This is a genomic window from Streptomyces sp. NPDC016845 (genome assembly GCF_044332585.1).
In the GTDB taxonomy this organism is placed as follows: Bacteria; Actinomycetota; Actinomycetes; order Streptomycetales; family Streptomycetaceae; genus Streptomyces.
In genome coordinates this window covers 42,665-66,656 of the sequence record NZ_JBIRPI010000023.1, presented here as the reverse complement: position 1 = coordinate 66,656, position 23,992 = coordinate 42,665, and the positions used below count along the sequence as shown (strand labels likewise).

The window sequence follows — 23,992 nt, the reverse complement described above, 5'->3', positions numbered from 1 at the left end:
TCCGTGCACGCGTCAGGCCCGCAGCGCGTAGAAGAGAAGCTCGCGGGTGTCGGCCCAGCGCCGCACCAGCTCCCCCCTGCGGTCGAGGCGGGAGGCGATGTGCTGGGTGCCGAAGAAGGTGGCGATCAGGGTGTTCGCCGCGGCGTCCGGCGTGACACCCTCGCGCAGTTCCCCGGCCTCCTGCGCCTCCGCGAGGAGCTGCCGCAGCAGTTCGATCCAGCCGACGTACGGCGTGGGGAGCGTGCCCTTGGGCAGCGGCTGTTCCATCTGGAGCCGTGCGCCGCCCCGGACGATCGGGTCGTCCTGGAAGGTGGCCGCCGTCTGGTCGAGCAGTTCGATCAGGGTGTCCAGCGGGCCGAGCCCCTTGCTCTGCGCGGCCTGGAGCAGAAGTGGCCAGCGGGCGTAGTGCGCCTCGACGACCGCGATGGTGAGCGCTTCCTTGGTGGGGTAGTGGAAGTAGACCGCCCCCTTGGTCATGCCCACTTCGTCCGCGACGTCCTTGATGGACGTGCCCGCGTAGCCGCGCTGGTCGAACAGGAGCGCCGCCGCCTCCAGGACCTGCAGACGGGTCTGGACGGCCCGCTCCTGGTGCAGTTCGGGGCTGCGTCCGGCCCGTGCGGTCTGCCCCTTGGGATGTTCGGGTTCCGGGAACACCGCCCGGCTGTTCCTGCGCTGGTTGTTGCCTGCTGCATTCACCGTTGAGCCTCCTCGCAGCTCTCGCGGACGGGGCGGGTCGATGCTGCCCGGCGCCGAACCGCCATTGCAATATACCTTCCCGTAGGTATATTTTCGACCCGTCAAGTGGTCGCTGACCGGGGGGAGTTCCAGGTCACCCACTTCTTCCAGGGAGGGGAAAGACGTGCTCGACCTTGCCTCACGACTCGGTTCCGTACCGCACCCCAAGGGTTCCACCGGGGTTCACGTCCCACGGACGATGGTCCACAAGACCGCGGACGACGAAGTGCTCCTCGCCTCCGCCGCCCGGATCACCGCGGACCGTTTCGCCGTACGGCTGCGCTGGCCCGACGAGCACCTGCTCCACCACCGCCGCGCCGACGGCACCCGGGATTCCCTGGTCGTCGCAGAAACGATGCGGCAGGCCGGGATCTACCTCTCGCACCGCTTCCACGACGTTCCCGCGGACTACGCGTTCGTCCTGCACCGCTTCGACTTCCGGCTGACCGAGCCGGTGCGCGACAGCGGGGCGGGCGCCGACGCCGTGCTCGACATCCAGGTGCAACGCGAGCCGGGCAACACCAGGCGGTTCCGGATGGAGTCCGTGGCGTGGCTCGTGATCGGCGGTCGCCGCGTCGGGCGGGCGACCATGAAGTGGGACGCGTTCGCGCCGCGGCAGTACGCCGTCATCCGTCACCGGGCGGGCGCCCCGGACCCCGGCCCCTCCGCCGCACCGGCCCCGGCCGGGCTGCGCGCACTGCCCGCCGCGCTCGTCGGCCGGGACCGGGCCGACGCCGTCCTGCTCGCCGAGGCCCCCGCCGCGCCGGGCAGCTGGTGGCTGCGCATGGACACAGGGCACCCCGCCCTGTTCGACCACGCCAGCGACCACACCCCCGGCATGGTCCTCGTCGAGGCGTTCCGGCAGGCCGTCCTCGCCCGGGTGGCCGGGCGGTCCGCCGCGGACTGGACCATCCGTCACCTCGACGTCTCCTTCCACGCGTTCGGGCAGCTCGGCGTGGCGGTCGAGATCGTCACCGAACCCGTCGGGCAGGACGCGTTCCAGGTCGTCGCCCGCCAGGGGACGCGGCCACTGGCCTCGGCCCGCGCCGCCGGGTGCGCCGACGCGACCGGCCCGGCGCCCGTCCTGGCGGGGGCCGCCGCATGCTGAGCGACCTGCACCGTACGCTGACCGCCGCCCGCGAGGACCAGGACCTTCTCGACGAGGGCCGCAGGCTGACCGACCGGGTCGCCGACGCCCTGGTCGCCGACGGCTTCGCGCGCCACTTCGTGCCCGAGCGGTGGGACGGCTGCGCGGGGACGTTCACCGCGCTGCTCGACGCGGTCTCCAGTGTCGCGGAGACCTGCGCGTCCACCGCGTGGTGCGCCGCCCTGTACGCCGCACACGGCCGCCTCGCCTCCTACCTGCCCGAAGAGGGACAGCGCGCCCTGTGGGGCCGCACCCCCGACGCGTGCGTGGCCGCCTCCGTCGTACCGCCGCAGGGCAGGGCCGAGCGGGTCGACGGCGGCTGGCGGGTGACCGGCGAGTGGACCATGGCCAGCGGCGTCGACCAGGCGGACTGGGTGCTGCTCGCCTCCCTGGCCGAGCAGTCCGCGGGGGCGGCGGGCCCGGCGCGCGAGAACCGCGTCTTCGCCGTCCCGCGCCCGGACGTCAAGGTGCGCGACACCTGGCACCCCATCGGCATGCGCGGCACCGGGAGCAACACGGTCGAGGCCGAGGTGTTCGTCCCCGAGCACCTCTCCTTCACCGTCCGCGACCTCGCCCGTGCCAAGCCGCACGCGGCGCGCTGCCACACGGTGCCGTTCCCGCTGGTCGCCGGGCTGGTCTTCGCCGCGCCCGTGCTCGGCGCCGCCGAGGGCATCCTGCGCCACTGGTGGAACCAGCAGTGCCTGCGGACGCGCCCCGACGGCGGCACGGCCGCCCAACAGCCCGCACAGCAGCGGGTCCTTGCCAAGGCGTCGGCGCAGATCCAGTCGGCCCGGCTGCTCCTGGAGCGGGCCGCGCGGCGCGCCGACACCGCGCCGATCACGCCGCTCCTCGTCGCCGAGAACCAGCGTGACGTCGCCGCGGCGGTGGAGCTGTGCGGCACGGCCGCCGACGACATGCTGCACGCGGCGGGCGCGCGGGCCCTGGACGACACCAGCCCGTTGCAGCGCGCCTGGCGGGACATCACCACGGCGCGCGCCCACGGCACCCTCGATCCGGAGAAGGCCGCGGCCGCCTACGCCCAGGCCCGGCTCGCCGCGCACACGGCGGACACCGAAGGAGCCCGATGACGCGGCGCGTGGCGTTCTTCGACGTGGACGAGACGCTCCTTGCCGAGAAGAGCATGCTCAGCTTCTGGCTCCACTGGAGCGCCCAACTCGCCCGTGAGGGGCGGGTGCCGGGCGACCTGCGCCTCGCCGGAGCCGACCGCGCGGCGCTGAACCGCGCCTACTTCGCGCACTTCGCGGGCGTCCACAGCTCGGTGCTCGAGGAGTCCGCCCGCCGCTGGTACGCCGGGTACCGGCGCGGCCCCCGCGCCTATCTGCCCGGCACACTGCGCCGCCTGCACGAACACCGCGCGTACGGTGACGAGATCGCCCTGGTCACCGGCGCCGGCCGGCTCCTCGTCCAGCCCGTCGCCGACGACCTCGGCGCCCACCACGTACTGGCCACCGAGCAGGTGACCGACGCGGACGGCAGGCTCACCGGCGAGGTGACCCGCTCCATGATCGGAGACGCCAAGGAGGAGGCGGTGGCCGCGCTGTTGCGGCGCCTCGGCGTCCGGGCCGAGGACTGTCACGCCTACGGCGACCACAGCAGCGACCTGTCGATGCTGAGCTCGGTCGGCCACCCCGTCGTGGTCGGCGACGACCCGGTGCTCACCGGCCACGGCCTGGCGCGCGGCTGGCGGTTCCTGAGACAAGTCCCGGGCCCGCGCGGGGCGGCCGCCGAGGTGGTGCCCGTCGGCTGACGGGTTCTGGCCTGGTTCCGGTGGTTCCGGTGGTTCCGACTGGTTCTGATCCGGCTCTGGCGCCCGATTTCGAACGGCTCTTGCGCCCGGGTTCGACCGGTTCTGGCCCGCAAGGCCCCCGTGGCCGCTGTGGGCCAGAACCATCCCCAGAAAAAATACCTTCGGGAGGGTATTTTGTTCTCATGCAGCTTTCACCGTGCCGGTGCGGCACAGCGGACACGGCGGCGGGACGTCCGCGATGAGCCAGCTCCGGGCCCGGCGCACGCGTCGCCGGCTCCTGCGCGCCGCGGCCCAGGAGTTCGCCAGGCTCGGCTACTCCGGGGCCCGGCTCACCGACGTGGTCGACCGGATCGGCATGACCAAGGGCGCCCTGTACGGGCACTTCACCTCCAAGCAGGAGCTGGCCGCCGCCGTCCGCGACGAGGCGCTGCACCGCTGGGAGACCCTCCGCGCGGACGTGGCCGCGACCCGTTCCGACGCGCTCGGACGGCTCCGGGCACTGGCTGAACGGCTGGTGCGCTGCATGGAACGCGACCCGCACGTCCGCGCCGCCGTCCGGTTCGCCGCCGACCGGCGGCCGGAACCGGGGGAGCGGGACCTGCTCGCCGCCGTCACCGCCCACGTGGCCGTCCTGGCGCAACAGGCGGAGGACGACGGACACCTCACGGCGGCCCTGCCCGCCCGCATCTTCACCGACCTGCTCATCACCACCGTCTTCGCGGGCGACCGGTCGGGCTCCGACCGGCGCACCCGGCTCAACGGGCTCTGGGACCTCCTGGACCACACCCGATGAGGCCACCTTTGACGAGGCCACACCCGATGAGGCCACCTTCGACGAGGTCACACCCGATGAGGCCACCTTCGACGAGCCAGGACAAACCCCCCACACCCGGCGACGACGCGCCCGAACCCCCCGGCGCGGAAAGGCGGCGGACGCCATGAGCGTGCCGACCCTAGGACCCCAGGCCCTGCGACTGTTCGAGTACGCCTCGACGCGCAGCGACTGGTCCCTGCGCAGCGCCTGCGAACAACTCGACGCCACCGCGGCCGAGCTGGAGCCGGCCCGGCAGGAACTGATCCGCCTCGGCCTGCTCATCGAGACCGCCGGCGACAGCGCCGACGGCGAACCGAGCGCGCGGGCCACCGCGCCCGAGGCCGCCCTCCTTCGCCTGCTCACCTCGCAGGAGACGGCCGCGGCCCGGTTGACCGAGGAGATCCGCTCCACCCGTCAGCAGATCGACGCGATGCGCGAGGCGTTCCTGCCCCTGCACGCCGCGCGCAGCAGCGGCCTCGACAGCGAGGTCGTCACCGACCCCGACCGGATCGCCCGCGTCCTCGGCGACACCGCCGACATCGCGACCTCCGAGATCCTCAGCATGCACCCCGGCCCGGTGATGGCGCCGGAGGCCCTGGCCGAGGGGCTGCGGCGCGATCAGCGCGTGCTCGAGCGCGGAGTCACCATGCGCAGCATCCATCTGCGGCCCATGACCCGCATCATCCACTCGATGAACCATCTGCAGGAGCTGCAGGCGGCGGGCGCGCGCGTGCGCATCGCCCATGTCGTGCCGTTCCGGTTCATCCTCGTCGACCGCGTCCAGGCGCTGGTGCCCGCCCTGCACACCAACTCCAGGAACGCGATGATGGTGCTGCGCGGCGAGGCCGTCACCGCGCTGCTGATCAAGGTGTTCGAGATGTGCTGGGCCTCCGCCGCCCCGCTCAGCGCCGCCGAGTCCGCCCCCGAGGCCGGGCTCACCTCCCAGCAGCTGTGGGTCCTGCGGCTGATGTCCACCGGCCGCAAGGACGAGGCGATAGCCCGCGAACTCGGCGTGTCCGTACGTACGCTGCGCCGGGTCATGGCCGATCTCATGACGCGGCTCGGCGTGGAGAGCCGGTTCCAGGCGGGCATCACCGCGGCGAAGATGGGGCTGCTCGACCAAGGGGACCAAGGCGCGAGGTGACCGAGGCGCGTCCGGCGGCCCGGGCCGGCGGTGTTGCCCGTACGGGCCGCGCTGACCGCAACCGGACACGCCGCAGGGTGCCGTGCCGATCGCCTGGCTACGAGGCCGGGCCACTGGCCATGATGAGGCTCCGCCACTCCGGCAGCCTCAGGAGCCCACGTGTTCGACCCCGCACTGCTTCGGTCCCTCACCGGGACACCGCTGCGCGTCGAGTGCGACATCCTGCCCGCACGGCCGCTGTACCCGGCATCGTGGCCCGGCGCCTGGTCCGTCGTACGGATCACCGCGCACAACGCGGGCAGCACGGGCCGCGGCGAGGCGACCCTGCGCCCCGGGACCGCCGCCCACCGGCCCACCGCCCTGCGCTCCCAGCTGGACCGGGCGCGCCCCGCGCTGCTGCACATGATCAGCCCGACCGAACTGCCCGCGCTGCTCCCGGCCGGACCGCTGCGCAGCGCGATGGACACCGCGCTGTGGGATCTGCTCGCCAAGCGCACGGGGCAGCCGGTGTGGGACCTGGTGGGCGCGGAGCGGCCCCGGCCCGTGCCGCTCGTCCACACCGTCGAGCGGGGCGGACCCGAGACGCTCGCGGGGGAGCTGGAGCGGAGCGCGGACTTCGACGCGCTGCGGGTCGAGCTCGGCGCCCGCGCCGTCGAGGACGACCTCGCCCGGCTCACCGCGGTGCGCAGGCGCCGCCCCGACGCCTGGCTGATGGCCGCCGCCGACGGGGCCTGGGACGTGGACCGGCTGCGCGTCATGCTGCCCGTCCTGCACGACCACGGCGTGCGGCTGCTCGAACAGCCCCTGCCGGAGGCCGAGTCCGGGGTGCTCAGCACCTTGCGCCGGCCCTTCCCGATCATCACCAGGACGGCGTACGGGGACGACCGCGACGTGGGCCCCCTGGTCTCCCGCTACGACGGGATACGGCTCACCCTCGACGCCGTCGGCGGGCTCACCACGGCTCTGCGCCTCATGGAACAAGCCGACCAGCTGGGCCTGCTCGTACTCCTCGGCTCGCCCCCGGCGACGCCGCGCTCCTGGGCCGCCGCGCTGCAGGCGGCGCCGGGCGCGCACTACGTGAACTACACGCCCGGCCTCACCCTGCGCGACGGCGCGGGACCGGTGCGGCCGACGGACGGCGCGCTGGCCCCGCTGCCCGCACCGCTGTGGGGCTGACTTCCCTGTTCGAGTCGGGTCAGCCCCAGATCAGGTCGCCAGGGGCGTTCGTCGCCGCGGTCGCGTGCGTCTGCCCGGCCGGGGCGGAGTGCGCGGCGGAGACCACGCCCGCCGACAGCGCGGCGGCGACGGCGCACACGGAAACGAGACGGGCCAGCTTCGCGGTGACGCCTGCGGTGCGGGGGCGGGGCATGCGCATGGGAACAGTCCTTCTTCCGGTACGGGGAAAAGAAAGGGGAGGCGGCGCCTTCGAGCGCATCGAACGCCTCGGGGAAAACTCTCGCATTCCACCTCCACCTTTGGGCAATGGGTTGATCTGACCCAACGGTGCCGTGGCCGCGACATGCCACCGAATCCGTTTCCCGCGGGCCCGCGACCGCTTCGGACCCAACAGGGACATGACCCTTCCCGGCCACGTCACCGCCGCCTTTAGCTGCTCAACCACGCATAGGTTCGGCGGAGTTGAGAGTCGCGCGAGCGGCGCCGTACAGGAAAGGGACACGATGTCAGGCACAGCGGAATCACGCCGGATCTCGATATTCGACACCACGCTCAGGGACGGCGAACAAGCCCCCGCGAACGCGATGAACCCGCACCAGAAACTCGACATGGCCCTGCGTGTGGAAGCGCTCGGCGCGGATTACATCGAGGCCGGATTTCCGGCCTCGTCGCCCAGCGAGTTCGAAGCCACCGAACTGATATCGAAGAAGTTGACGTCTGCGAGGTTCACCACCTTCTGCCGGGCGGTGCGCGCCGATGTGGACACCGCCGTGGCGGCCGGCGGCACCGACCGCCACCAGGTGCAGATCATGGCCACCGGCAGCGACATGCACCTGCGGCACAAGCGGGGCATCAGCCGCGCGCAGGCGGTCGAGGAGGTGGCCGGCACCGTCGCGCACGCCCGCTCCCTCGGCGTCGAGGAGGTGTCCGTGGGCATCGAGGACGCCAGCCGCGGCGAGGAGGAGCTGCTGCGAGCCCTCGTGGACGGCGCCGTCGAGGCGGGCGCCACCTGCTTCGCGGTCGCCGACACCGCCGGGTGCAACCTGCCGCAGGAGTACGCCGCGCTCATCGCCGCGTTCCGCTCCTGGCTGCCCGGCACGATCCGGATCGCCACCCACTGCCACGACGACTTCGGCCTGTCGTTGGCCAACGCCGTCGCCGGTCTCCAGGCGGGCGCCGACGAGGTGCAGGCGACCCTCGGCGGCATCGGCGAACGCGCGGGCAACACCCCCTTGGAGGAGCTGGCCGCGCTGCTCTCGTACAAGGGCGGTGTCCTCGGAATGCACACGGACATCGACGTCTCCGCCATGTACGAGGCGTACACCGCGCTGCGCGGCCACATCGGCCTGGCGGAGCCCCGCAACAAGGCGATCTTCGGGACGTACGCCTTCGGTACCGCCGCCGGCATCCACCAGCAGGGCATGCTGCGCAACCCGGCCACCTACGAGTACGTGGAGCCCGCCCGGTTCGGCCGCGAGCGCTCGCTCCTCATCGGCCGGCACTCGGGCCGGGCCGTGCTCCGCCACATCCTTGACGAGCTGCGCGTCGAGGTGAGCGAGGCGGAGCTGGCCGAGCTGTACCGCACCCACATCGCCGAACGTACCGGCGGGGACTGCGAGGACATCTCCGTACTCAGGAAGCGGCTGGCCCGGGAGCTGCCGGCCCAGCCGCTCGCGGCGGCCTGACCACGCCGGCGGCCGGACCCGCACCCGTACGGGACCGGCCGCCGCCGTGGCACCCATGCGCGAGGAACAACAGGAGAGCGGCAATGGAATGGACCGAGTGGACCGTACGCAACGCCGACGACGGGCAGTTCCTGCTGTGCGCGCCGGAACCGGCCGAGGTGTCCGTCCTCCTGGCGGACGCCGACCCTGTCTCCCGGCACGTCCTGGCCGGGGCCCTCGCGGGCGCCGACCGGATCACGGTCGCGGGCACGGCCGACAGCGCGCAGCCGCTGCACCGCTGGCCGCTGAGCGAGGCGGATGTCGTCGTGCTCGCGGGCCTGGCCGGGCCCCGCCCGGCGCCCGTCGTCACGGAGCTGCTGCACAAGGGGGCGCGGGTCGTGCTGCTCGACACCCGGTGGACGGGGCCGTCGCTCGCGGCCGCGCTGGCGGCGGGCTGCGCGGGCGCCCTGATCAAGAACCACGAGGTCGGCCGGCTCGCCGCGGCGGTGCGCGCGGTGGCGGCCGGGCACACGGTCGTCTCGCCGCAGTTGGTCGGCCTGTGGCCGGGTGCGCACCGGCCGCCGGAGCGGCCCTCGCGCCCGTCGCGCCCGGACCGCTCCGCCGGTCTGCGGCTGCGCGAGCTGACCGAGCGCGAACGCGCGGTCCTGACCTGTCTGGCCGAGGGTTTGTCGACGAAGGAGACGGCCGAGCGCCTGAAGGTCACGGCGGCCACGGTCAAGAGCCACGTCTCGCACGCGCTGGCGAAGCTGGGCGTCCGCAACCGTCTGGAGGCGGTCCTGCTCATGCGCCGCGCGCTGGACGAGGACCTGCCGCCCTGGCTGTAGAACGGTGTTCGTCGTGCGGTCCGGCCGGCGGCGGTCGGGGGAGGCACCGCCGGCCGGAGACCCGGGGGAAAGGGCTCAGTCGCCGACGCGGCCGCGCACCCCGTCGAGCCAGCGGTCCGCGTGCCGCTCGGCCGCCGCCTCGTCGCGGAAGGCGTACGTCTTCAGGAGCCAGCGCTGACGCGCCGCCGCCGCGTCGTTGATCTCCATCTTGTCGCGGCTGTGCAGGCCGTCCTGGTTGGCGAAGGTGAACAGGTCGCCGGTGCGGATGCGGTGGCGGGTCTTGTCCGCGCGGACGATGGCGTTCTTCAGCGCGAGCAGGGCGTCCTTCGCCGCGACGGGGGCGTCGGGCGCCGCGGTCGTGCAGGTGTCCAGGTAGCGGAAGCTGTGGTGGTTCTCCAGGATCGGGTGGACGTCGGAGACCGTCAGGGTCTTGTTGTTGTCCCGCGAGAAGACGTCGAACGGCGTGATGAACTGCGCCGTGCGCAACTCGGCCTGCTCCTCGGCGCTGAGGTGCGCGAGGAGGTCGCGCCCGTCCACGAACCCGGTGTAGATGAACTCGCCCTCGGGGCAGTGCATGCCGAGCAGCGCGATGAAGTCCGCGCGGACCGGGTGCGCGGTGCGGTCGTTGTGGTAGACGAGCTCGCTGTCGCTGAAGCCCGTCTGCATGCCGCTGTAGCGGTTGATGGCGACGACATCGGTGAAGAAGTCTCCGTTGAACCGGGTCGCGTAGGACAGCAGCGGGGTCCGCACCAGCTGCGCGAACAGTTCGAGGAACGCCTCGCCGACGAAGGTCTTCTTCTTCGCGTGCTTGTGCGCGACCGGGTCGTCGAGGTCGAGCAGCGGGATCTCCGCGTCCAGCGGGCAGTTGCGCAGCACGTGCGCGTCGCGGGCGCCGCTCGCGCGGTCCGCGTGGATGCGGGCGCAGAGGTCGCTGAAGAAGGCGGGCACCTCACCACGGGCGATGACGTCGCCGACGGCCCGGGAGAAGTCCTCGTAGTCCTCGTACGGGTTCTTGGCCACGGAGTCGAGCACGGCGGTCAGCTGCTCACGCTCGGGATCGGAGAGTACGTAGACGGGTTCCATGCCGCGATCCTCACGGCCGCCCGGCGCTCCGCGCATCGGCTGTCGGAGGAGCCGCCCGCGTCCTCGTACGCCATCGGCGACCGGCGCCTCCGCCAAAGTGGAGGCGCCAGGGACCCATGCACCCGACAGGGGCTGGCAAGGGGCTCGCGCGCTTACGGTCCCTGTGCAGTTCATAGGCTGAAGCTGCAGCTCACAGCCCTGCGATTCGTGCGGCAGGGACTGAAGGGACTGAACTTCGCAATTATGAGTGGAGTAAGAGATCGTGTCGTGTGCGTGCGCACATACACGACTCTCCACTGCTGGTCTCGCCATAATTAGGGACTTGAGTCCCTTCAGTCCCTGATCGAGCGACCTCAAGCTTCTGACCGGCGGCGACCGCATCAAGGCCCGGCGGATGCGCCAGGACTACTTCTCCTTCACCCCCACCCACCACCTGTGGCTGCTGGGCAACCACCGCCCCGAAGTGTCCACCGGGGGGTTCGCGTTCTGGCGCCGGATCCGCCTGTTGCCTTTCGAGCGGGTCGTCCCCGAGCACCGCAAGATCGATAATCTGGCCTTCGAACTCGTACGTGACGAAGGTCCCGGCATCCTGCAGTGGCTGATCGAAGGCGCCCGCCGCTACCTCACCACCCGCGACCCTCTCGAAGGCCCCGACCGGGTCCGCCTGGCCACCAGCGCCTACGCCTCCACCGAGGACCACATCGGCCGCTTCCTGTCCGAGTGCTGCACCCGCGGCAGCGCAGAGGCGGACAGCGCCGAACTCCGCGTGGAGCAGGGCCTGCTCCACACCGAGTACGGCGCCTGGTGCCACGCAGGCGAGGGCATCCGCCCCGCCACCGCACGCGTCTTCGCCAACCGGGTCCGCCAGGAACTCGGCCTCGTCTCACCCAACGACATGATCAAATCGAACGGCCGCAAGTTCTACCCCGGCCTCGCACTGGCCCACACCGAATGACCAAGGACCCCACCCGCCGATCCCGCCCCAGCGCCATGGCCGCCGTACGATGGCAGCACACGGCGTCCGACGTAACCGACTTCGCGTGCCACCGCCGCCACCCGCGCCCGCCGGGTTCGAACAGGAGAGGCTGCAGCCATTAGCTCGCTGCTGACACGGAGCGACCTCACACACGAATGCGACATCGTGTGGCTGGAAGACCCGACCCCGCTCGACTACGTGCGTCAGGCCTTGGACAAGACCAAGCGCCGAGGCAACAAGCCGCCCTACGGCCGTGACGGGCGCATGGTCGGCTATGCCGTCCTCGACGACACCGCCGAAGCGGACCCGGACAGCGGCCTGTACCGGCGTCGTGTCTTCTACCTCCTGCCGCACGACCGCGACAGCGCACCCGACGGGGTCTACACCGAAGGCGCGCCCGGCGAAGCCGTCGACCCCCGCACCATCACCATCAAGGACCCGGGGACCAAGACCGACCGCTCTCAGCAGGGCATGAGCACGCAGGCCTGAACAGGCGCCCCCACCCGGGTTCTTGGCCACGAGGTCGAGTACGGCGGTGCTTTCGGAGGGGCCACCAGGGCCCCCTGCGCCATCGGCGGTGATTGCGGGGCACTCCAGCGGCACACTCGATCCCGTCGAGTCCCCGGATCAGCAGAAGACCTTGGCCCAGGCGCTTATACCGCCAGCTCCAGGCCGAGCGCGTCGCGCAGCCCCGTCGCGCCCTCGTCCGTCAGGTGGACGACCCTGGGGGCCGCTCCCCAGCGCACCCAGCCCAGCGTGAACAGCCGGTCGGTCAGCGCCGCGCCGAGGCCGCCTGCCAGGTGGTGCTGCTGCTCGCTCCAGTCGACGCAGTACAGGACGGCGGGGCGGCGCGGTGGCAGCCGGTCCGTGTCGACGCCCAGCGCGGAGAGTTGGCGGTGGCCGTCGTCGGTGATCCGGTACCGGAGGTCGCGCCCGTAGGACGAGGGGCGGTCGCGTACCGCCTCCCGGGGGCGGTGGATGCCGTCGTGGCCGGCGAGGACGCCGCGTTCGAGCAGCGCCCGCATGACCGCGACGCCGAGCTGTCCGGCCAGATGGTCGTAGCAGGTGCGCGAGCGGTGCAGGGCGTTGGTGCGGCTGCTCTGCTTCAGGGAGGTGATGGGCAGCGGCGGGGCGATCAGGGCGAGGGACTCCAGGGCGGCGCTCACCTCGGGGCCGGCCAGCCGGTAGTAGCGGTGGCGGCCCTCCTGTTCGACGGTGACGAACTCGCCCTGCACCAGTTTGGCCAGGTGCACACTGGCCGTGGCCGCGCTGATCCCGGCCTCGCCCGCGAGCGCGCCCGCGGGCAGGGCGCGGCCGTCGGCCAGGCACTTGAGGATGCGGGCCCGCGAGGGGTCGGCGATCAGGGCGGCGGCCCGCGCGATGTCGGTCTGGTGCTTGAGCGGCTCGCCCTCCCGGTCGGCGGCACGGGAGGGGGCCGCCGGTCCACGGCTGGGGTCCGGCTCGGCGTGCGGCACGGGGTTCGGCATGGCGTTCGGCTCGGCGCGCGGCACGGGGTTCGGCATGGCGTTCGGCATGGCCACAGCCTACGACGACGACACTTCGTCGTGCATCTAAACAATGGGCGCCGAAGCTGAATCCATGACCACCACGGAGATCACCCCGAGCCCCGGGAGCCCCGGCACCACGGCCCCCGCCGCGCAGCAGACCGCCGCCCCCGCTTCCCCGAAGCCCGCCCTCGCCCTCGGCCCGCTGATCGCGCTCAGCCTCGGCTACTTCCTGGTGATGCTCGACGTGACCGTCGTCAACGTCGCCATCCCCGACATCCGCGCCTCGCTCGACACCGGCGCCTCCGCGATGCAGTGGATCGTCGACGGCTACAGCACCGTCTTCGCCGGGCTGCTGCTGCTCGGCGGCGGGCTCGCCGACCGGCTCGGACACCGCCGGATGTTCCTGACCGGCCTCGGCGTCTTCACCGCAGCCTCGCTGGCCTGCGGCTTCGCCGCCTCGCCCGGCGTGCTGATCGCCGGACGGCTCGGCCAGGGCGCGGGCGCCGCGCTGCTCGTGCCCGCGTCGCTCGCCCTGCTCCAGGTCACCTACCCCGACCGGGCGCTGCGTGCGCGGGCCATCGCCATCTGGGGCGCGGTCGCCTCCATCGCCTTCGGTGCGGGACCTGCCGTCGGCGGACTCCTTGTCTCCGGGTTCGACTGGCGCTCGGTGTTCTGGCTGAACCTGCCCGTCGGCGCCCTCGCCGTCTTCCTGACCCTGCGCCACGTCCCGGCCTCTCCCCGCAAGGCGAACCCCCGCCGCATGGACCCGCTGGGCCAGGTCCTCGGCATCGTCGGCCTCGTCGCGCTGGCCGGCGGGCTCAACGAGGCCGGCTCGCACGGCTGGACCTCCCCGCTCGTCCTGACCGCCTTCGGCCTCGGCGCCGCCGCGCTGACCGCCTTCGCCCTGGTCGAGCGCGGCCTCGAGACACGCGTGGCGACCGGCCGCACCGAGCGCGCCCCGCTGCTGCCGCCGTCCCTGTTCCGCTCCGGCGCCTTCACCTCGACCGCCGCCATCGGCCTGCTGATCAGCCTCGGCTACTACGGCATGCTCTTCCTGACCACCCTCTACTTCCAGCAGGAGCGCGGCTACAGCGTCCTCGCCACCGGCCTCGCGCTGCTGCCGTCGGTCTGCATGGGCCTCATCGCCGCCCCCCTCTTCAGCCGCGTCACCGCCCGCACCGGCCCCTACGTCCCGATGGCCGCGGGCCTCGCGCTCGGCACCACCGGCTTCCTCGGCTGGGTCATGGCCGGACCCCACACCTCCTACCCGGTCCTCCTCTTCGCCCTGATCGCCACCGGACTGGGCCAGACCATGACCGCCCTCGCCGCCACCGCCGCGATCATCGAGGCCGCGCCCGCCTCCGGCGCGGGTATCGCCTCCGCCGTCTTCAACGTCTCCCGGCAGGTCGGCAGCGCCGTCGGCGTGGCCCTGTTCGGCACCTTCGTCGCCGCTTCGGACACCTTCACCCAGGGCCTGCGCCTGTCGGCCGGGATCGCCGCCGCCGCCTTCGCCACCGGCACTCTCCTCGCCCTCTCGGTGCGGCGCCGGGCGCAGCGAAATGCCTGATGGGCACCATCGAAAACGCTGATCGGGCGCCCCGCGCAACGTGGATACAGTGCCGTCATGTCGAGTGCGGAACGCCTGATCGAAGCCACCCGGGAACTGCTGTGGGAGCGCGGCTACGCCGGCACCAGCCCCAAGGCCATCCAGGCGCGCTCCGGGGTCGGGGTCGGCAGCATGTACCACCACTTCGACGGCAAGGCGGGGCTCGCTCTCGCCGCCATGCGGCGCAGCGCCCACGACCTGAAGGAGACGGCCGAGGCACACTTCTCGGGGTCCGGCACGGCGGGGCGCCGCATCGCCTCCTACCTGCGGCGCGAACGCGACGTGCTCCGCGGCTGCCCCATCGGGCGCCTGACGATGGACGCCGACGTCATCGACAACGACGCCCTGCGGGCCCCGCTCGACGAAGTCTTCGCCTGGCTCCGGGGCCGCCTCGCCGACCTCGTCGCCGAGGGCCAGGAGAACGGCGAGTTCGCCCCGGACCTCGACCCGCAGGCGGTCGGCGCGATGCTCGCCGCGGTCGTGCAAGGCGGCTACGTGATGGCCCGCTCGGCGGACACCACGGAACCCTTCGACGCGGCCACCCGAGGCGCCCTGTGCCTCCTCGGCCTGCGCGTTCCACAGCACGCGTAGGGGCAGCCCCGAGCGGTCGCGCCGCACCTTCGCCCGTGCACCGCCGGCAACTTCTGGACGCACTCCCGGCAGGCGTACGGAGGGGTCTCGCCCCCCTCGCCCGTGATCTCACCGAAGCGGGTCGCCCGGGCCCCCTTGCGGAGGCACCGGAAGCGCGAGCGCGACTCGTACCCGTCGGCGGCTGTCAGGATGTCCAGGCGGTCCGTGGCGCACCACCCGGGACCCTCATCCACGCACCGCCCTACCCCCGTTCGGCCAGCGCCCGGCCCATCCGCTCCAACGCCGCCTCGAGAATCTCCGGCGATGTCGCGAACGACAGGCGGACGAAGCCCTCGCCGCCCGGGCCGAACGCCGAACCCGGCATCAGCGCGACACCGGCCCGCTCGAGAACGAAGCGCGCGAAGGACGCCGCGTCGGCGAAGCCCGTGGCGCGGATGTCGGCGAACGCGTAGAACGCCCCGTCCGGGGGAGAGCACCGAACGCCCGGCAGCGCGTTGAGGCCACGGACCGTCAGTTCGCGGCGGCGGGCGTACTGCTCGCGCATCTCCCGCACCGGTTCCTGCGGGCCCGTCAGAGCGGCGATCCCGCCCCGCTGCACGAACGAGCCGGTGCAGCCCACGGTGTGCTGGGCCACCTTGAGCATCTGCTCCATCAGGTCCGTCGGCCCGGCCGCGTAGCCGAGGCGCCAGCCTGTCATCGCGTAGCCCTTGGAGAAGCCGTTGATGGTGAGGGTGCGGTCGGCGCAGCACGGCAGGGCGCCCAGGCTGACGTGCTCACGGCCGTCGTAGAGGATCTTCTCGTAGATCTCGTCCGCGATGAGGAGGACGTCGTGCTCGGTCGCGAACCGGCTGATCGCGCGCGCCTCCTCGTGGGTCAGGCAGTGGCCCGTCGGGTTGTTCGGCGAGTTGACCAGGAGCGCCTTGGTGCGCGGTGACACGTGTGCCTCAAGGAGATCCCGGGTGATGCGGAAGCCGTTCGCCGCGTCCAGGCCGACCTGCACCGGGTGCGCCCCGATCAGGCGGGCCATCGCCGAGTAGCTGACCCAGCTCGGGGTCGGCACGAGAAGTTCGTCACCAGGGTCGAGCACTGTCACCAGCGCCGCGAACAGCGCGTGCTTGGCCGACGGGGTGACGACGATGTCGGTGGACGCGTCGACCGTGATGTTGTTGTCCTTGGCCAGCTTCTCGGCGATCGCGTCCAGAAGTTCCGGCAGTCCGCGGCTCGGCGTGTAGTGCGTGAAACCCTCCCGCAGCGCGCCGACCGCCTCGTCGACGACGTGCGCCGGGGTGTCGAAGTCGGGTTCGCCGCCGCCCAGGTCGAGCACCTCGACGCCCTGCGCGCGCAACTGCGCCACCATGTCGAACACCGCGTACGTCGCCGACTTGCCCACGCCGCCGAAGCGGGCCGCCGCCCGGTTGCCCATGTCGTCGCCTCCCCGCCGTCAGAGGGCCGCGGCCGGCGCGGGCAGGGCCTCGGCGACCGTGGTCACAGTCGCGATGTGGGACAGCACCTTCAGCGCCGCCTCGTGCACCTCGCTGTCGCCCGCGAGGGTCGCGTCCTCCAAAACCTCGACCCGGTAGTCCCGGTCGTGCGCCGCCTGCGCGGTGGTCAGGACGACCAGCTCCGTGGAGACGCCGGTGAGCAGCAGGGTGTCGATGCCCTGGGTGCGCAGCAGCACCTCCAGGCTCGTGCCGTGGAAGGGGCTGACGCGGTGCTTGGCGATCACCGGCTCGCCGGGCCGCGGTGCGAGCGCGTCGTGCACCTGGGTGGCCCAGCTGCCGAGCAGCAGACGCCCGTCGGGCTTGGCCTTCGTGAACACCGGTGAGCCCGCGGGCCACTCCGGATAGCCCTCGGTGAACCCGACCACGACGTAGATCACCGGTACGCCCGCCGCGCGGGCCCGCGCGACCGCGTCCGCCGCGTGCTCGATGACGCGCCGCTCGACCGCCTGCCGGTGGTAGCCCTCGGCCGCGTACTTGCCGTCCGGGTGCACGATCTCGTTGATGAGGTCGAGTACGAGGAGCGCCCTGCTCATTTCTCCGCCTTCCTGTTCCGTCGCTGTAACGACGGAAATCTATGAACAACTCTCATGCGAAGCATCAATAAAGCCGTCTTGAACAGTAGGTACAGCGGCTCCTATCTTTTTGCCTACAGCCCGCTCATACCGTTTCTGTCGAAAGGTGTCGGACATGAAGGTGGCCATAGTCGGTAGCGGCCCGCGGGGACTTTCGGTCCTGGAGCGCATGGCGGCCCGCATCGCGGAGCGGCCCCCCATAGAGGCCACCGACATCTACCTCATCGACGCGCACCAGGTCGGCAGTGGCCGCATATGGCGCACTGACCAGCCGAAATGGTTCCTGATGAACACTGTCGCCGACGAGGTCTCCGCCTTCTCGGGGCAGCCGGACGGCGGGCCCGCCAGACCCGGGGCGGGACCGTCCCTCGCCCAGTGGTGGCAGTCCGTGGACGCCGAATACCCGGGCCCGAACAGTTACGCGCCGCGCGCCCTGCACGGACGCTACATGCAATTCATCCTCAAAACAATTGAGGAAAGCCTCCCGGACGGCGTCCGGCTCATTCCGGTAAAGGCCACCGTCGATCAACTCGAACGCGTCGAAGAAGGCGGTTATCGGCTGGCCTTCCGGGAGAGCGCGCACCTCACCGTGGACCGTGTCGTCCTGACCACGGGCCACACCGTCCCCGAACCCACCGGGAACCAGCGCCGCCTCGCCGAGTACGCCGACGCCCACCCCGCCCTGCGCTACATCGCCGGTGACTCGGCCGCCGACATGCCGCTGGACGCCATCCCGGCCGGCACACCCGTCGGCGTGCTCGGCCTCGGCCTCTCGTTCTACGACGTGATGGCCGCCCTCACCGAGGGGCGCGGCGGACGCTACGAGGAGGACGGGCAAGGTGGCCTCGTCTACCGGCCGAGCGGCAGCGAACCCGTCCTCGTCGCCGGTTCGCGCAGCGCCATGCCGCTGCCGGCCCGCGGCCGCAACCAGAAGCACCACGATCACCGCTACGACCACATGCTGTTCACCACCGAGCGGATCCTCGCCCACCGCACCCACGGCGAGCTCTCCTTCGCCGAGGACGCGGTGCCGTGGCTGCTCGCCGAGGTCCAACTCGTCTACTACGCCACGACGCTGGACGCGCGCCACGGCCCGGGGAAGTCCGCCGCGTTCGTCGCCGAGGTGGTCGCCGCCGCCGAGGACGGGGTGCCCGACGTCGTCGCCATGGCCGCCGGGTACGGGCTCGCCGACGTACCCCCCGTCGACCTCGACGAGCAGGCCCGCCCGTTCGCGGGCCGCCACTTCGACAGCCCGGAGACCTTCGCCGCCGCCCTGACCGGGGCGCTCGCCGACGACCTGGCGCACGCCGGGACCGGCAACGTCGACGACCCGCTCAAGGCCGCCCTCGACGTCATCCGCGACTCCCGCGCCGTCATCCGCTCGCTCGTCGACTTCGCCGGGCTCACCCCCACCTCGCACCGCGAGGACTTCCTCGGCTGGTACGTGCCCCGCAGCTCCTTCCTCGCGGCAGGACCGCCCCGGATGCGCCTGCGCCAGGTCTTGGCGCTTCTGAGCTGCGGCCTTCTGCGGATCGCGGGGCCCGACACCCGCTTCCTGCCCGACCCCGACTCCGGCCGGTTCGCCGTGCACTCGCCGTACGTCGCCGGGTCCAGGGTGCTCGTCGACACCGTCCTCGACGCCCGCGTCCCCACGCCCGACGTACGCACCGACCCGCACCCGCTCACCCGCAACCTGGTCGCCCAGGGGATCTGGACCTCGTACGTCAACCGGGGCGCGGACGGCGACCGCTTCGACACCGGCGGCGTCGCCGTCACCGAGGCGCCCTTCCACCCGCTGGACAAGGACGGCCGGGCCGATCAGGGCCTGTACGTCCTGGGCATCCCCACCGAGCACACCCGGTGGTTCATGCAGGGCGGCAGCAGCCGCCCGGGTTTCTGGACGGACTTCGTACAGAACGCCGACGCCATCGCCGCCGACCTCGTCACCCCACCGCGCGCCGCCGTCCCCGCCCCGGCCGACGCCGCCCTCGCCCGCTGAGCGCTCCGCGGGAAGTGCCACGACAGGTGTGCGGCCGACCACGGCGCCGTCGTGGCCGGCCGCGCGGTTCCCCGCGCCCCTTCGGAGCGCTGCCGGACCGCGACGCACTTCGGCCGACCCGCTCGGTCCGACGCAGTCCTCACCCGCAAGCCGACCCCGCCCCGCCGACCCTCCGGCCCCGCCGCCGAGAAAGCGAGCCCCGCCATGTCCCTCGTCACCGCCCCGGCCGTTCCCACTGCCGACGTCCCGCCGCGCCCTGTCACCGTCGTACGCGACATCTTCGACCCCCTCGGACTCGACGCGCTGTCCTGGGAGAGCTGGGCCGAGCCCGGCCGGGCCGGTGTCGACGTGCACCGCCTCTACACCACCGACGACGCGGCGAACGGCGCGGCGATGATCACCAGAATGGCGCCGGGCGCCCACGGCGACCTGCACGAACACCTCGGCCACGAACTGATCGTCGTCCTGGACGGCGAACTGCTGAACAGCAACGGTGACCGCTACCGGCCCGGCGACCTGGTCATCGAGGAGCCCGGCAGCGTCCATCAGGTCAGCACCGAGACCGGCTGCACCGTGCTCGGCATCCGCCACGCCCCGACGCGCCCGGTGGCGTGAGCGGGCGCAGGTCCCCTCAGCGCACCGCAACGGGCCGCCTCCCCTGATCGCTGCGGAGCGCCAGCGGCCGGGCCGCGTCGACGAACGCCTCCACCGCCGGAGAGCCGTGCGAGCCGAGCCGCGTCCCGAGCCCCAAGTGCCGTACGACGGCGGGCGACAGCGGCACCAGCCGCACGTCGGGCAGGACCAGCGGCAGGGCGAGACGCGGCAGGACCGTCACGCCGAGGCCGGCGCCGACCATGGCGAGCAGCGCGTTGATGTCCCGCAGATGGTGGCCGACCTGCGGTTCGAGGCCGACGGTGCGGAACGCGGCCCGTACGAGCGTCTCGACCGCGCCGACCGGCATCAGGAACGGGTCCTTCGCCAGCTGGTCGATGCGCAGCCCGGGCCGCTCCGCCTCCGGGTGGCCGGGCGGCACCACCGCGACCAGCTCGTCCTGGAGCAGCGGGACCGTGGTCAGGCCCCGCTTGGGCAGGGTGACGATGCCGACGTCGACGCCGTTGCCGCGCAGCCACTGGGTGATCTGGGTGTCGCTGCCCTCGCGCAGCTCGATCTCCAGCCGCGGGCAGCGCAGGGACAGTTCGGACATCACCGCGGGGAGCAGACGGGCCGCGAAGCTCTGACTGGTGCCGATCCGCAGAGGTCCCTCGGGCCCGGCCCCGGAGGCGCGGACGGCCCGCCGTACCCGCTCGGCCTGCACCACCATCAGGCGCGCCGGTTCCAGGGCCCGCTGCCCGGCGTCGGTGAGCCGGACCCCGGAGCGGTCCCGCTCCATCAGGGTCACGCCCAGCTCCGCCTCCAGACCGGCGATGGCGTGGCTGATCGCGGACTGGCTGATCTCCAGGGCGCGGGCCGCGTTGGTGAACGACCCGGTGTCGGCGATGGCGACGAACGCGGCGCACTGCGTCAGCTTCATCGGTCCACCGGCACCGGCACCGGCACCGGTGTCCGCGTCACCGGCAGCGCCGGGCGCCTCTCCGCCTCGTAGCGGGCGATGTCCGCCGCGAAGCGCAGGGTGTCGTCGATGGCGTCCAGGCCGCCGAGCAGGCGGCGCCGCACGTCCTCGTCGAGGGTGAACGGCTGCACGAGGTAGCCGCAGCGCACCCGCTGCTCCTCCAGGTCGACGGTGATCCCGACCGACGGGTCGGCCTCCGTAAGGCGCCACAACCGCTCCACCACCGCGAGTGGTACGACGACGGTGAGCAGCCCGTTCATCAGCGAGTTGCCGCGGAAGATGTCGCCGAACCGGGGCGCGATCACGGCTCGGAACCCGTAGTCCTGGAGCGCCCAGACCGCGTACTCGCGCGAGGATCCGGTGCCGAAGTCGGTGCCCGCGACGAGGATGTCGGCGCCTCGGCGCTCCGGCCGGTTGAGGACGAAGTCCGGGTCCGCGGCGCGCCAGTCGGCGAACAGCGCGTCGGCGTGCCCGGAGCGTGAGGTGCTCGCGCAGAACCGCACCGGGATGATCTGGTCGGTGTCGACGTCGGTGCGGCGCAGCGGCACCGCACGGCCGGTGTGCCGGATGAACTTCTCCATGGTGTGGGGGCTCCGTCTCGCAGATGGCTCACTGATCGCTCACTGATGGCTCACTGATGTCTCACAGGTCGGCGGGCGAGGACAGGCGGCCGGTGACCGCCGTCGCGGCGGCCACGGCGGGCGAGACGATGTGGGTGCGCGACCCGCGGCCCTGGCGGCCCTCGAAGTTGCGGTTGCTGGTGGAGGCGGCGCGCTGGCCGGGGAGCAGCCGGTCCTCGTTGAGCGCCGCGCACATGGAGCAGCCCGCGCCCGCCCGGAAGTCGGCGCCCGCCTCGGCGAACACCCGGTCCAGGCCCTCCTCGACGGCGCGCAGGCGCACCCGCGCCGAGCCCGGCACGATCATCATGTGCAGCCCGTCCGCGACCTTGCGCCCGCGCAGCACGTCGGCGGCGGCCCGCAGGTCCTCGATGCGGCTGTTGGTGCACGAGCCGAGGAACACCGTGTCGACGGTGATGTCGCGCATCGCGGTGCCGGGCTTCAGGTCCATGTAGTCCAGGGCCCGTTCGGCGGCGGCGCGCTCCGCGTCCGTCGCGAAGTCCGCCGCCGCCGGGACGTGGCCGTCCAGCGGGATGCTCTGCGCCGGGTTGGTGCCCCAGGACACGTACGGGCTCAGGGCGGCGGCGTCGAGGAACACCTCCTTGTCGAAGCGGGCGTCCGCGTCGGTGGTCAGGGTGCGCCAGTACGCGACTTCGGCCTCCCACGCGGCGCCCTCGGGCATGCCGGGGCAGCCGGCCAGGTAGGCGAACGTCGTCTCGTCCGGGGCGACCATGCCCGCGCGGGACCCGGCCTCCACCGACATGTTGCACAGCGTCATCCGGGCCTCCATCGACAGCGCCCGCACACCCTCGCCGCGGTACTCGATGATGTGGCCCTGCCCGCCCGCCGTCCCGACCCGGGCGATCAGCGCGAGGACGAGGTCCTTGGCGCCGACCCCGTCGGGCAGCGTGCCCCGGACATTCACCGCCATGGTCCGCAGCGGCCGCATGGGCAGCGTCTGGGTGGCCAGGACGTGCTCGACCTGGCTGGCGCCGATGCCGAACGCGAGCGCGCCGAACGCGCCGAGCGTCGTGGTGTGCGAGTCGCAGCACACGATGGTCATGCCCGGCCGTACGAGGCCGAGTTCGGGCGCGATGACGTGGACGATGCCCTGGCCCGGGTCGCCGAACCGGTGCAGCGGGATGCCGAACCCGGCGCAGTTGGCCCGCATCAGCTCGGCCTGCCTGCGCCCCTCGCGGTCCTTGATGACCCGGTCCAGGGCGAGCGTCGGCGTGTTGTGGTCCTCGGTGCCGACGGTCAGGTCGGGGCGGCGCACCGTACGGCCGGCCGCCCGCAGCCGGTCGAACGCCTGCGGGGTGTTCACCTCGTGGAGCAGCTGCAGATCCACGTAGAGCAGATCGTCGCCGCCGCCCCCGCCGCGCACCACATGGGCGTCCCACGTCTTGTGCGCCAATGTCTCGCCCATGGTCTCCCTCACGTCGCTCCCGTGTGACTGCGGGTACGTAGATCATGGGTCGGCGGAGAGGTGAAGGGACGGGCTCGGCCCTGGCCCTCAGGGGCGTGACCGGTCGAGGCCACGGCAGGGCCGCACACACCAACGCCCCGCACCGGGCCAGGGAGTTCACCCGGGTCCGGCACGGGGCGGCCGCGCGGGGGAGGGACAGCGGCGGATCAGTAGTGCACCCGCCGGTTCTCGTCCGTGACGCGGTAGCGCACGTTCCACAGGCTGCGCCGTACGTAGGTGCGCTGCAGCCAGCGGTCCTGGCCGTCGTAGCGGGCGGTGAACGTCGAGCGGGCGTGCACCCCCTTGCGGTTGTTGATCAGCAGCGCCTGGCCGGGCCGCAGCCGGACGCTGTGCGCGACCTCCCCGCACACCTCCTGGAGGATGTCGAGCGCCTCGCGGGCGCCGCTGGTGAGCGGGTGCACACCGTTGGCGGAGATCGCGATCTCCGGGTACGAGGTGTGCCCGCTGATCATCGCCACCGGGTCGGAGAGGACCTCCTGGCCGTCGGCGACGTCCCGCACGTAGCTGCCCGGCGCGTTGAGCCGGAACAGCGGGGAGCGCAGCGTCTCCAGGACCGACGCGGGCAGCGCGGCGGAGATGTCGCGGGCGTCGGCGTAGAAGGTGCCGGCGATCCCGTCGTGGTCCGCGCGCAGGCAGCTGAGGACGAGGAAGTCCGGGTTGGCGACGTCGTAGCGGCCGATCAGGTCGTGCATGATGTCGCTGTGGAAGTTCAGGAAGACCTCTGACCCCTGGTTCGTCTGGGTCTTCGAGCCGCCCGGCACCGGCACCACGTCGTGGACGAGCCGGCCGGCCTTCTCCGTCAGCACACCCATCGGCTCCCCGAGCAGACCGCTCAGGCCGAGCAGCACCCCTTCGGCGACGAACGAGGTCTTCTCGGTGCTGGGGCCGCCGTCCGAGGGGGTGCCGGGCAGCACGGCGTCCACGGGCAGGTTGCTGACGAGGGCGACGCCCGGGGTGTCGACGTGCCGTCCGAAGTCCATCACCTGCTGGAGGAGGTCGGTCGGCAGCGTCGCGAAGATCTGGAGCAGCCTGGCCGTCGACCGGTCGATGTCGACGTTCGGATCAGGCAGCGCCGCGAGCTTTTCGTACAGGGCGTCACGGACGGCGTCGGAAAGGGCGATCTCGGCGAAGGTCGGCCCGGGGTGGGGGGCGGTGGCCGGGACGATGTGGTCGGTGGTCGCGGTCATGT

The 23,992-nt window shown here is 72.5% G+C and carries 23 protein-coding genes and 1 pseudogene; 14 read left to right on the top strand and 10 right to left on the bottom strand.

The window, feature by feature from the left end:
• Nucleotides 1-12: 12 nt before the first annotated feature.
• Nucleotides 13-696, bottom strand: a complete 684-nt coding sequence (locus ACH4RC_RS35050; protein ID WP_398208054.1) for a ScbR family autoregulator-binding transcription factor — start codon at nt 694-696, stop codon at nt 13-15.
• A 163-nt stretch (nt 697-859) separates the two neighbouring features.
• Between ACH4RC_RS35050 and ACH4RC_RS35045 the strand changes: the two genes are divergently transcribed.
• The 6 genes from ACH4RC_RS35045 to ACH4RC_RS35020 all read left to right on the top strand — a co-directional run bounded on the left by ACH4RC_RS35045 (nt 860) and on the right by ACH4RC_RS35020 (nt 6,784).
• The gene (locus tag ACH4RC_RS35045; protein ID WP_398208052.1) at nt 860-1,843 is read left to right on the top strand and encodes a ScbA/BarX family gamma-butyrolactone biosynthesis protein; all 984 of its coding nucleotides are present in this window, start codon (nt 860-862) and stop codon (nt 1,841-1,843) included.
• Nucleotides 1,837-2,970, top strand: a complete 1,134-nt coding sequence (locus ACH4RC_RS35040; protein ID WP_398208051.1) for an acyl-CoA dehydrogenase family protein — start codon at nt 1,837-1,839, stop codon at nt 2,968-2,970. Before ACH4RC_RS35045 ends, ACH4RC_RS35040 begins: the two co-directional genes overlap by 7 nt.
• Entirely contained in the window at nt 2,967-3,650 is a 684-nt protein-coding gene (locus tag ACH4RC_RS35035; protein ID WP_398208049.1) for an HAD family hydrolase, read from the top strand. Before ACH4RC_RS35040 ends, ACH4RC_RS35035 begins: the two co-directional genes overlap by 4 nt.
• A 238-nt stretch (nt 3,651-3,888) precedes the next feature.
• Entirely contained in the window at nt 3,889-4,443 is a 555-nt protein-coding gene (locus ACH4RC_RS35030; RefSeq protein ID WP_398208047.1) for a TetR family transcriptional regulator, read from the top strand.
• A gap of 145 nt (nt 4,444-4,588) precedes the next feature.
• Nucleotides 4,589-5,608 carry a LuxR C-terminal-related transcriptional regulator gene (locus ACH4RC_RS35025; protein ID WP_398208046.1) on the top strand — a complete coding sequence of 340 codons (1,020 nt, stop codon included), beginning with the start codon at nt 4,589-4,591 and terminating at the stop codon, nt 5,606-5,608.
• A 159-nt stretch (nt 5,609-5,767) separates the two neighbouring features.
• Nucleotides 5,768-6,784 carry an enolase C-terminal domain-like protein gene (locus tag ACH4RC_RS35020; RefSeq protein WP_398208044.1) on the top strand — a complete coding sequence of 339 codons (1,017 nt, stop codon included), beginning with the start codon at nt 5,768-5,770 and terminating at the stop codon, nt 6,782-6,784.
• 19 nt (nt 6,785-6,803) lie between these two features.
• Here the strand turns inward: ACH4RC_RS35020 and ACH4RC_RS35015 are convergent, their stop codons facing one another.
• Complete coding sequence (locus ACH4RC_RS35015) at nt 6,804-6,983, bottom strand: hypothetical protein (RefSeq protein ID WP_398208042.1); 180 nt, start codon at nt 6,981-6,983, stop codon at nt 6,804-6,806.
• Between the two features lie 304 nt (nt 6,984-7,287).
• Between ACH4RC_RS35015 and ACH4RC_RS35010 the strand changes: the two genes are divergently transcribed.
• Nucleotides 7,288-8,469, top strand: a complete 1,182-nt coding sequence (locus tag ACH4RC_RS35010) for a LeuA family protein (RefSeq protein ID WP_398208040.1) — start codon at nt 7,288-7,290, stop codon at nt 8,467-8,469.
• 83 nt (nt 8,470-8,552) lie between these two features.
• The gene (locus tag ACH4RC_RS35005) at nt 8,553-9,293 is read left to right on the top strand and encodes a helix-turn-helix transcriptional regulator (RefSeq protein ID WP_398208039.1); all 741 of its coding nucleotides are present in this window, start codon (nt 8,553-8,555) and stop codon (nt 9,291-9,293) included.
• A 75-nt stretch (nt 9,294-9,368) separates the two neighbouring features.
• Here ACH4RC_RS35005 and ACH4RC_RS35000 read toward each other — a convergent pair whose 3' ends face one another.
• The gene (locus ACH4RC_RS35000; protein ID WP_398208038.1) at nt 9,369-10,376 is read right to left on the bottom strand and encodes a TauD/TfdA family dioxygenase; all 1,008 of its coding nucleotides are present in this window, start codon (nt 10,374-10,376) and stop codon (nt 9,369-9,371) included.
• Between the two features lie 346 nt (nt 10,377-10,722).
• Between ACH4RC_RS35000 and ACH4RC_RS34995 the strand changes: the two are divergent.
• Together ACH4RC_RS34995 and ACH4RC_RS34990 are read left to right on the top strand one after the other, a co-directional pair.
• Nucleotides 10,723-11,331: pseudogene (locus ACH4RC_RS34995) on the top strand (phage/plasmid primase, P4 family); the annotation flags it as partial.
• A gap of 138 nt (nt 11,332-11,469) precedes the next feature.
• A complete protein-coding gene (locus ACH4RC_RS34990) occupies nt 11,470-11,841 on the top strand; it encodes a DUF6009 family protein (RefSeq protein WP_398208168.1) in 372 nt (123 codons plus the stop codon).
• Nucleotides 11,842-12,005: 164 nt separating this feature from the next.
• Here the strand turns inward: ACH4RC_RS34990 and ACH4RC_RS34985 are convergent, their stop codons facing one another.
• On the bottom strand, nt 12,006-12,887 hold the full coding sequence (locus tag ACH4RC_RS34985; RefSeq protein WP_398208037.1) for an ArsR/SmtB family transcription factor: 882 nt from the start codon (nt 12,885-12,887) through the stop codon (nt 12,006-12,008).
• A gap of 64 nt (nt 12,888-12,951) precedes the next feature.
• Between ACH4RC_RS34985 and ACH4RC_RS34980 the strand changes: the two genes are divergently transcribed.
• Nucleotides 12,952-14,427 (top strand): MFS transporter, encoded by a 1,476-nt coding sequence (locus ACH4RC_RS34980; protein WP_398208035.1) that lies wholly within the window; start codon nt 12,952-12,954, stop codon nt 14,425-14,427.
• A 57-nt stretch (nt 14,428-14,484) separates the two neighbouring features.
• Complete coding sequence (locus ACH4RC_RS34975) at nt 14,485-15,057, top strand: TetR/AcrR family transcriptional regulator (RefSeq protein ID WP_398208033.1); 573 nt, start codon at nt 14,485-14,487, stop codon at nt 15,055-15,057.
• Between the two features lie 241 nt (nt 15,058-15,298).
• Here ACH4RC_RS34975 and ACH4RC_RS34970 read toward each other — a convergent pair whose 3' ends face one another.
• A complete protein-coding gene (locus ACH4RC_RS34970; protein ID WP_398208032.1) occupies nt 15,299-16,480 on the bottom strand; it encodes a pyridoxal phosphate-dependent aminotransferase in 1,182 nt (393 codons plus the stop codon).
• Between the two features lie 18 nt (nt 16,481-16,498).
• Complete coding sequence (locus tag ACH4RC_RS34965) at nt 16,499-17,092, bottom strand: cysteine hydrolase family protein (protein ID WP_398208030.1); 594 nt, start codon at nt 17,090-17,092, stop codon at nt 16,499-16,501.
• Between the two features lie 154 nt (nt 17,093-17,246).
• On the opposite strand from ACH4RC_RS34965, the gene ACH4RC_RS34960 reads away from it, so the two are divergent.
• Both ACH4RC_RS34960 and ACH4RC_RS34955 read left to right on the top strand, forming a co-directional pair.
• Nucleotides 17,247-19,130: an FAD/NAD(P)-binding protein gene (locus ACH4RC_RS34960; RefSeq protein ID WP_398208028.1), complete on the top strand. Its 1,884-nt coding sequence runs from the start codon at nt 17,247-17,249 to the stop codon at nt 19,128-19,130.
• A 204-nt stretch (nt 19,131-19,334) separates the two neighbouring features.
• Entirely contained in the window at nt 19,335-19,745 is a 411-nt protein-coding gene (locus ACH4RC_RS34955) for a cupin domain-containing protein (protein ID WP_398208027.1), read from the top strand.
• Nucleotides 19,746-19,761: 16 nt separating this feature from the next.
• Here ACH4RC_RS34955 and ACH4RC_RS34950 read toward each other — a convergent pair whose 3' ends face one another.
• The 4 genes from ACH4RC_RS34950 to ACH4RC_RS34935 all read right to left on the bottom strand — a co-directional run bounded on the left by ACH4RC_RS34950 (nt 19,762) and on the right by ACH4RC_RS34935 (nt 23,990).
• Entirely contained in the window at nt 19,762-20,661 is a 900-nt protein-coding gene (locus ACH4RC_RS34950; protein ID WP_398208026.1) for a LysR family transcriptional regulator, read from the bottom strand.
• Nucleotides 20,658-21,281, bottom strand: a complete 624-nt coding sequence (leuD, locus tag ACH4RC_RS34945) for a 3-isopropylmalate dehydratase small subunit (protein WP_398208024.1) — start codon at nt 21,279-21,281, stop codon at nt 20,658-20,660. The genes ACH4RC_RS34950 and leuD overlap by 4 nt, the downstream gene beginning before the upstream one ends.
• 61 nt (nt 21,282-21,342) lie before the next feature.
• Nucleotides 21,343-22,743, bottom strand: a complete 1,401-nt coding sequence (gene leuC / locus ACH4RC_RS34940) for a 3-isopropylmalate dehydratase large subunit (RefSeq protein WP_398208023.1) — start codon at nt 22,741-22,743, stop codon at nt 21,343-21,345.
• Between the two features lie 206 nt (nt 22,744-22,949).
• Nucleotides 22,950-23,990, bottom strand: a complete 1,041-nt coding sequence (locus ACH4RC_RS34935; RefSeq protein WP_398208021.1) for a TauD/TfdA family dioxygenase — start codon at nt 23,988-23,990, stop codon at nt 22,950-22,952.
• Nucleotides 23,991-23,992: the final 2 nt, after the last annotated feature.

Coding starts and splice junctions, on each gene's coding strand:
- ACH4RC_RS34960 (WP_398208028.1), top strand. CDS start 17,247: ATGAAGGTGGCCATAGTCGGTAGCGGCCCGCGGGGACTTTCGGTCCTG.
- ACH4RC_RS34980 (WP_398208035.1), top strand. CDS start 12,952: ATGACCACCACGGAGATCACCCCGAGCCCCGGGAGCCCCGGCACCACG.
- ACH4RC_RS35015 (WP_398208042.1), bottom strand. CDS start 6,983: ATGCGCATGCCCCGCCCCCGCACCGCAGGCGTCACCGCGAAGCTGGCC.
- ACH4RC_RS34965 (WP_398208030.1), bottom strand. CDS start 17,092: ATGAGCAGGGCGCTCCTCGTACTCGACCTCATCAACGAGATCGTGCAC.
- ACH4RC_RS34985 (WP_398208037.1), bottom strand. CDS start 12,887: ATGCCGAACGCCATGCCGAACCCCGTGCCGCGCGCCGAGCCGAACGCC.
- leuC (WP_398208023.1), bottom strand. CDS start 22,743: ATGGGCGAGACATTGGCGCACAAGACGTGGGACGCCCATGTGGTGCGC.
- leuD (WP_398208024.1), bottom strand. CDS start 21,281: ATGGAGAAGTTCATCCGGCACACCGGCCGTGCGGTGCCGCTGCGCCGC.
- ACH4RC_RS34955 (WP_398208027.1), top strand. CDS start 19,335: ATGTCCCTCGTCACCGCCCCGGCCGTTCCCACTGCCGACGTCCCGCCG.
- ACH4RC_RS35005 (WP_398208039.1), top strand. CDS start 8,553: ATGGAATGGACCGAGTGGACCGTACGCAACGCCGACGACGGGCAGTTC.
- ACH4RC_RS35035 (WP_398208049.1), top strand. CDS start 2,967: ATGACGCGGCGCGTGGCGTTCTTCGACGTGGACGAGACGCTCCTTGCC.
- ACH4RC_RS34970 (WP_398208032.1), bottom strand. CDS start 16,480: ATGGGCAACCGGGCGGCGGCCCGCTTCGGCGGCGTGGGCAAGTCGGCG.
- ACH4RC_RS35025 (WP_398208046.1), top strand. CDS start 4,589: ATGAGCGTGCCGACCCTAGGACCCCAGGCCCTGCGACTGTTCGAGTAC.
- ACH4RC_RS34935 (WP_398208021.1), bottom strand. CDS start 23,990: ATGACCGCGACCACCGACCACATCGTCCCGGCCACCGCCCCCCACCCC.
- ACH4RC_RS35000 (WP_398208038.1), bottom strand. CDS start 10,376: ATGGAACCCGTCTACGTACTCTCCGATCCCGAGCGTGAGCAGCTGACC.
- ACH4RC_RS34975 (WP_398208033.1), top strand. CDS start 14,485: ATGTCGAGTGCGGAACGCCTGATCGAAGCCACCCGGGAACTGCTGTGG.
- ACH4RC_RS35010 (WP_398208040.1), top strand. CDS start 7,288: ATGTCAGGCACAGCGGAATCACGCCGGATCTCGATATTCGACACCACG.
- ACH4RC_RS35030 (WP_398208047.1), top strand. CDS start 3,889: ATGAGCCAGCTCCGGGCCCGGCGCACGCGTCGCCGGCTCCTGCGCGCC.
- ACH4RC_RS34950 (WP_398208026.1), bottom strand. CDS start 20,661: ATGAAGCTGACGCAGTGCGCCGCGTTCGTCGCCATCGCCGACACCGGG.
- ACH4RC_RS35040 (WP_398208051.1), top strand. CDS start 1,837: ATGCTGAGCGACCTGCACCGTACGCTGACCGCCGCCCGCGAGGACCAG.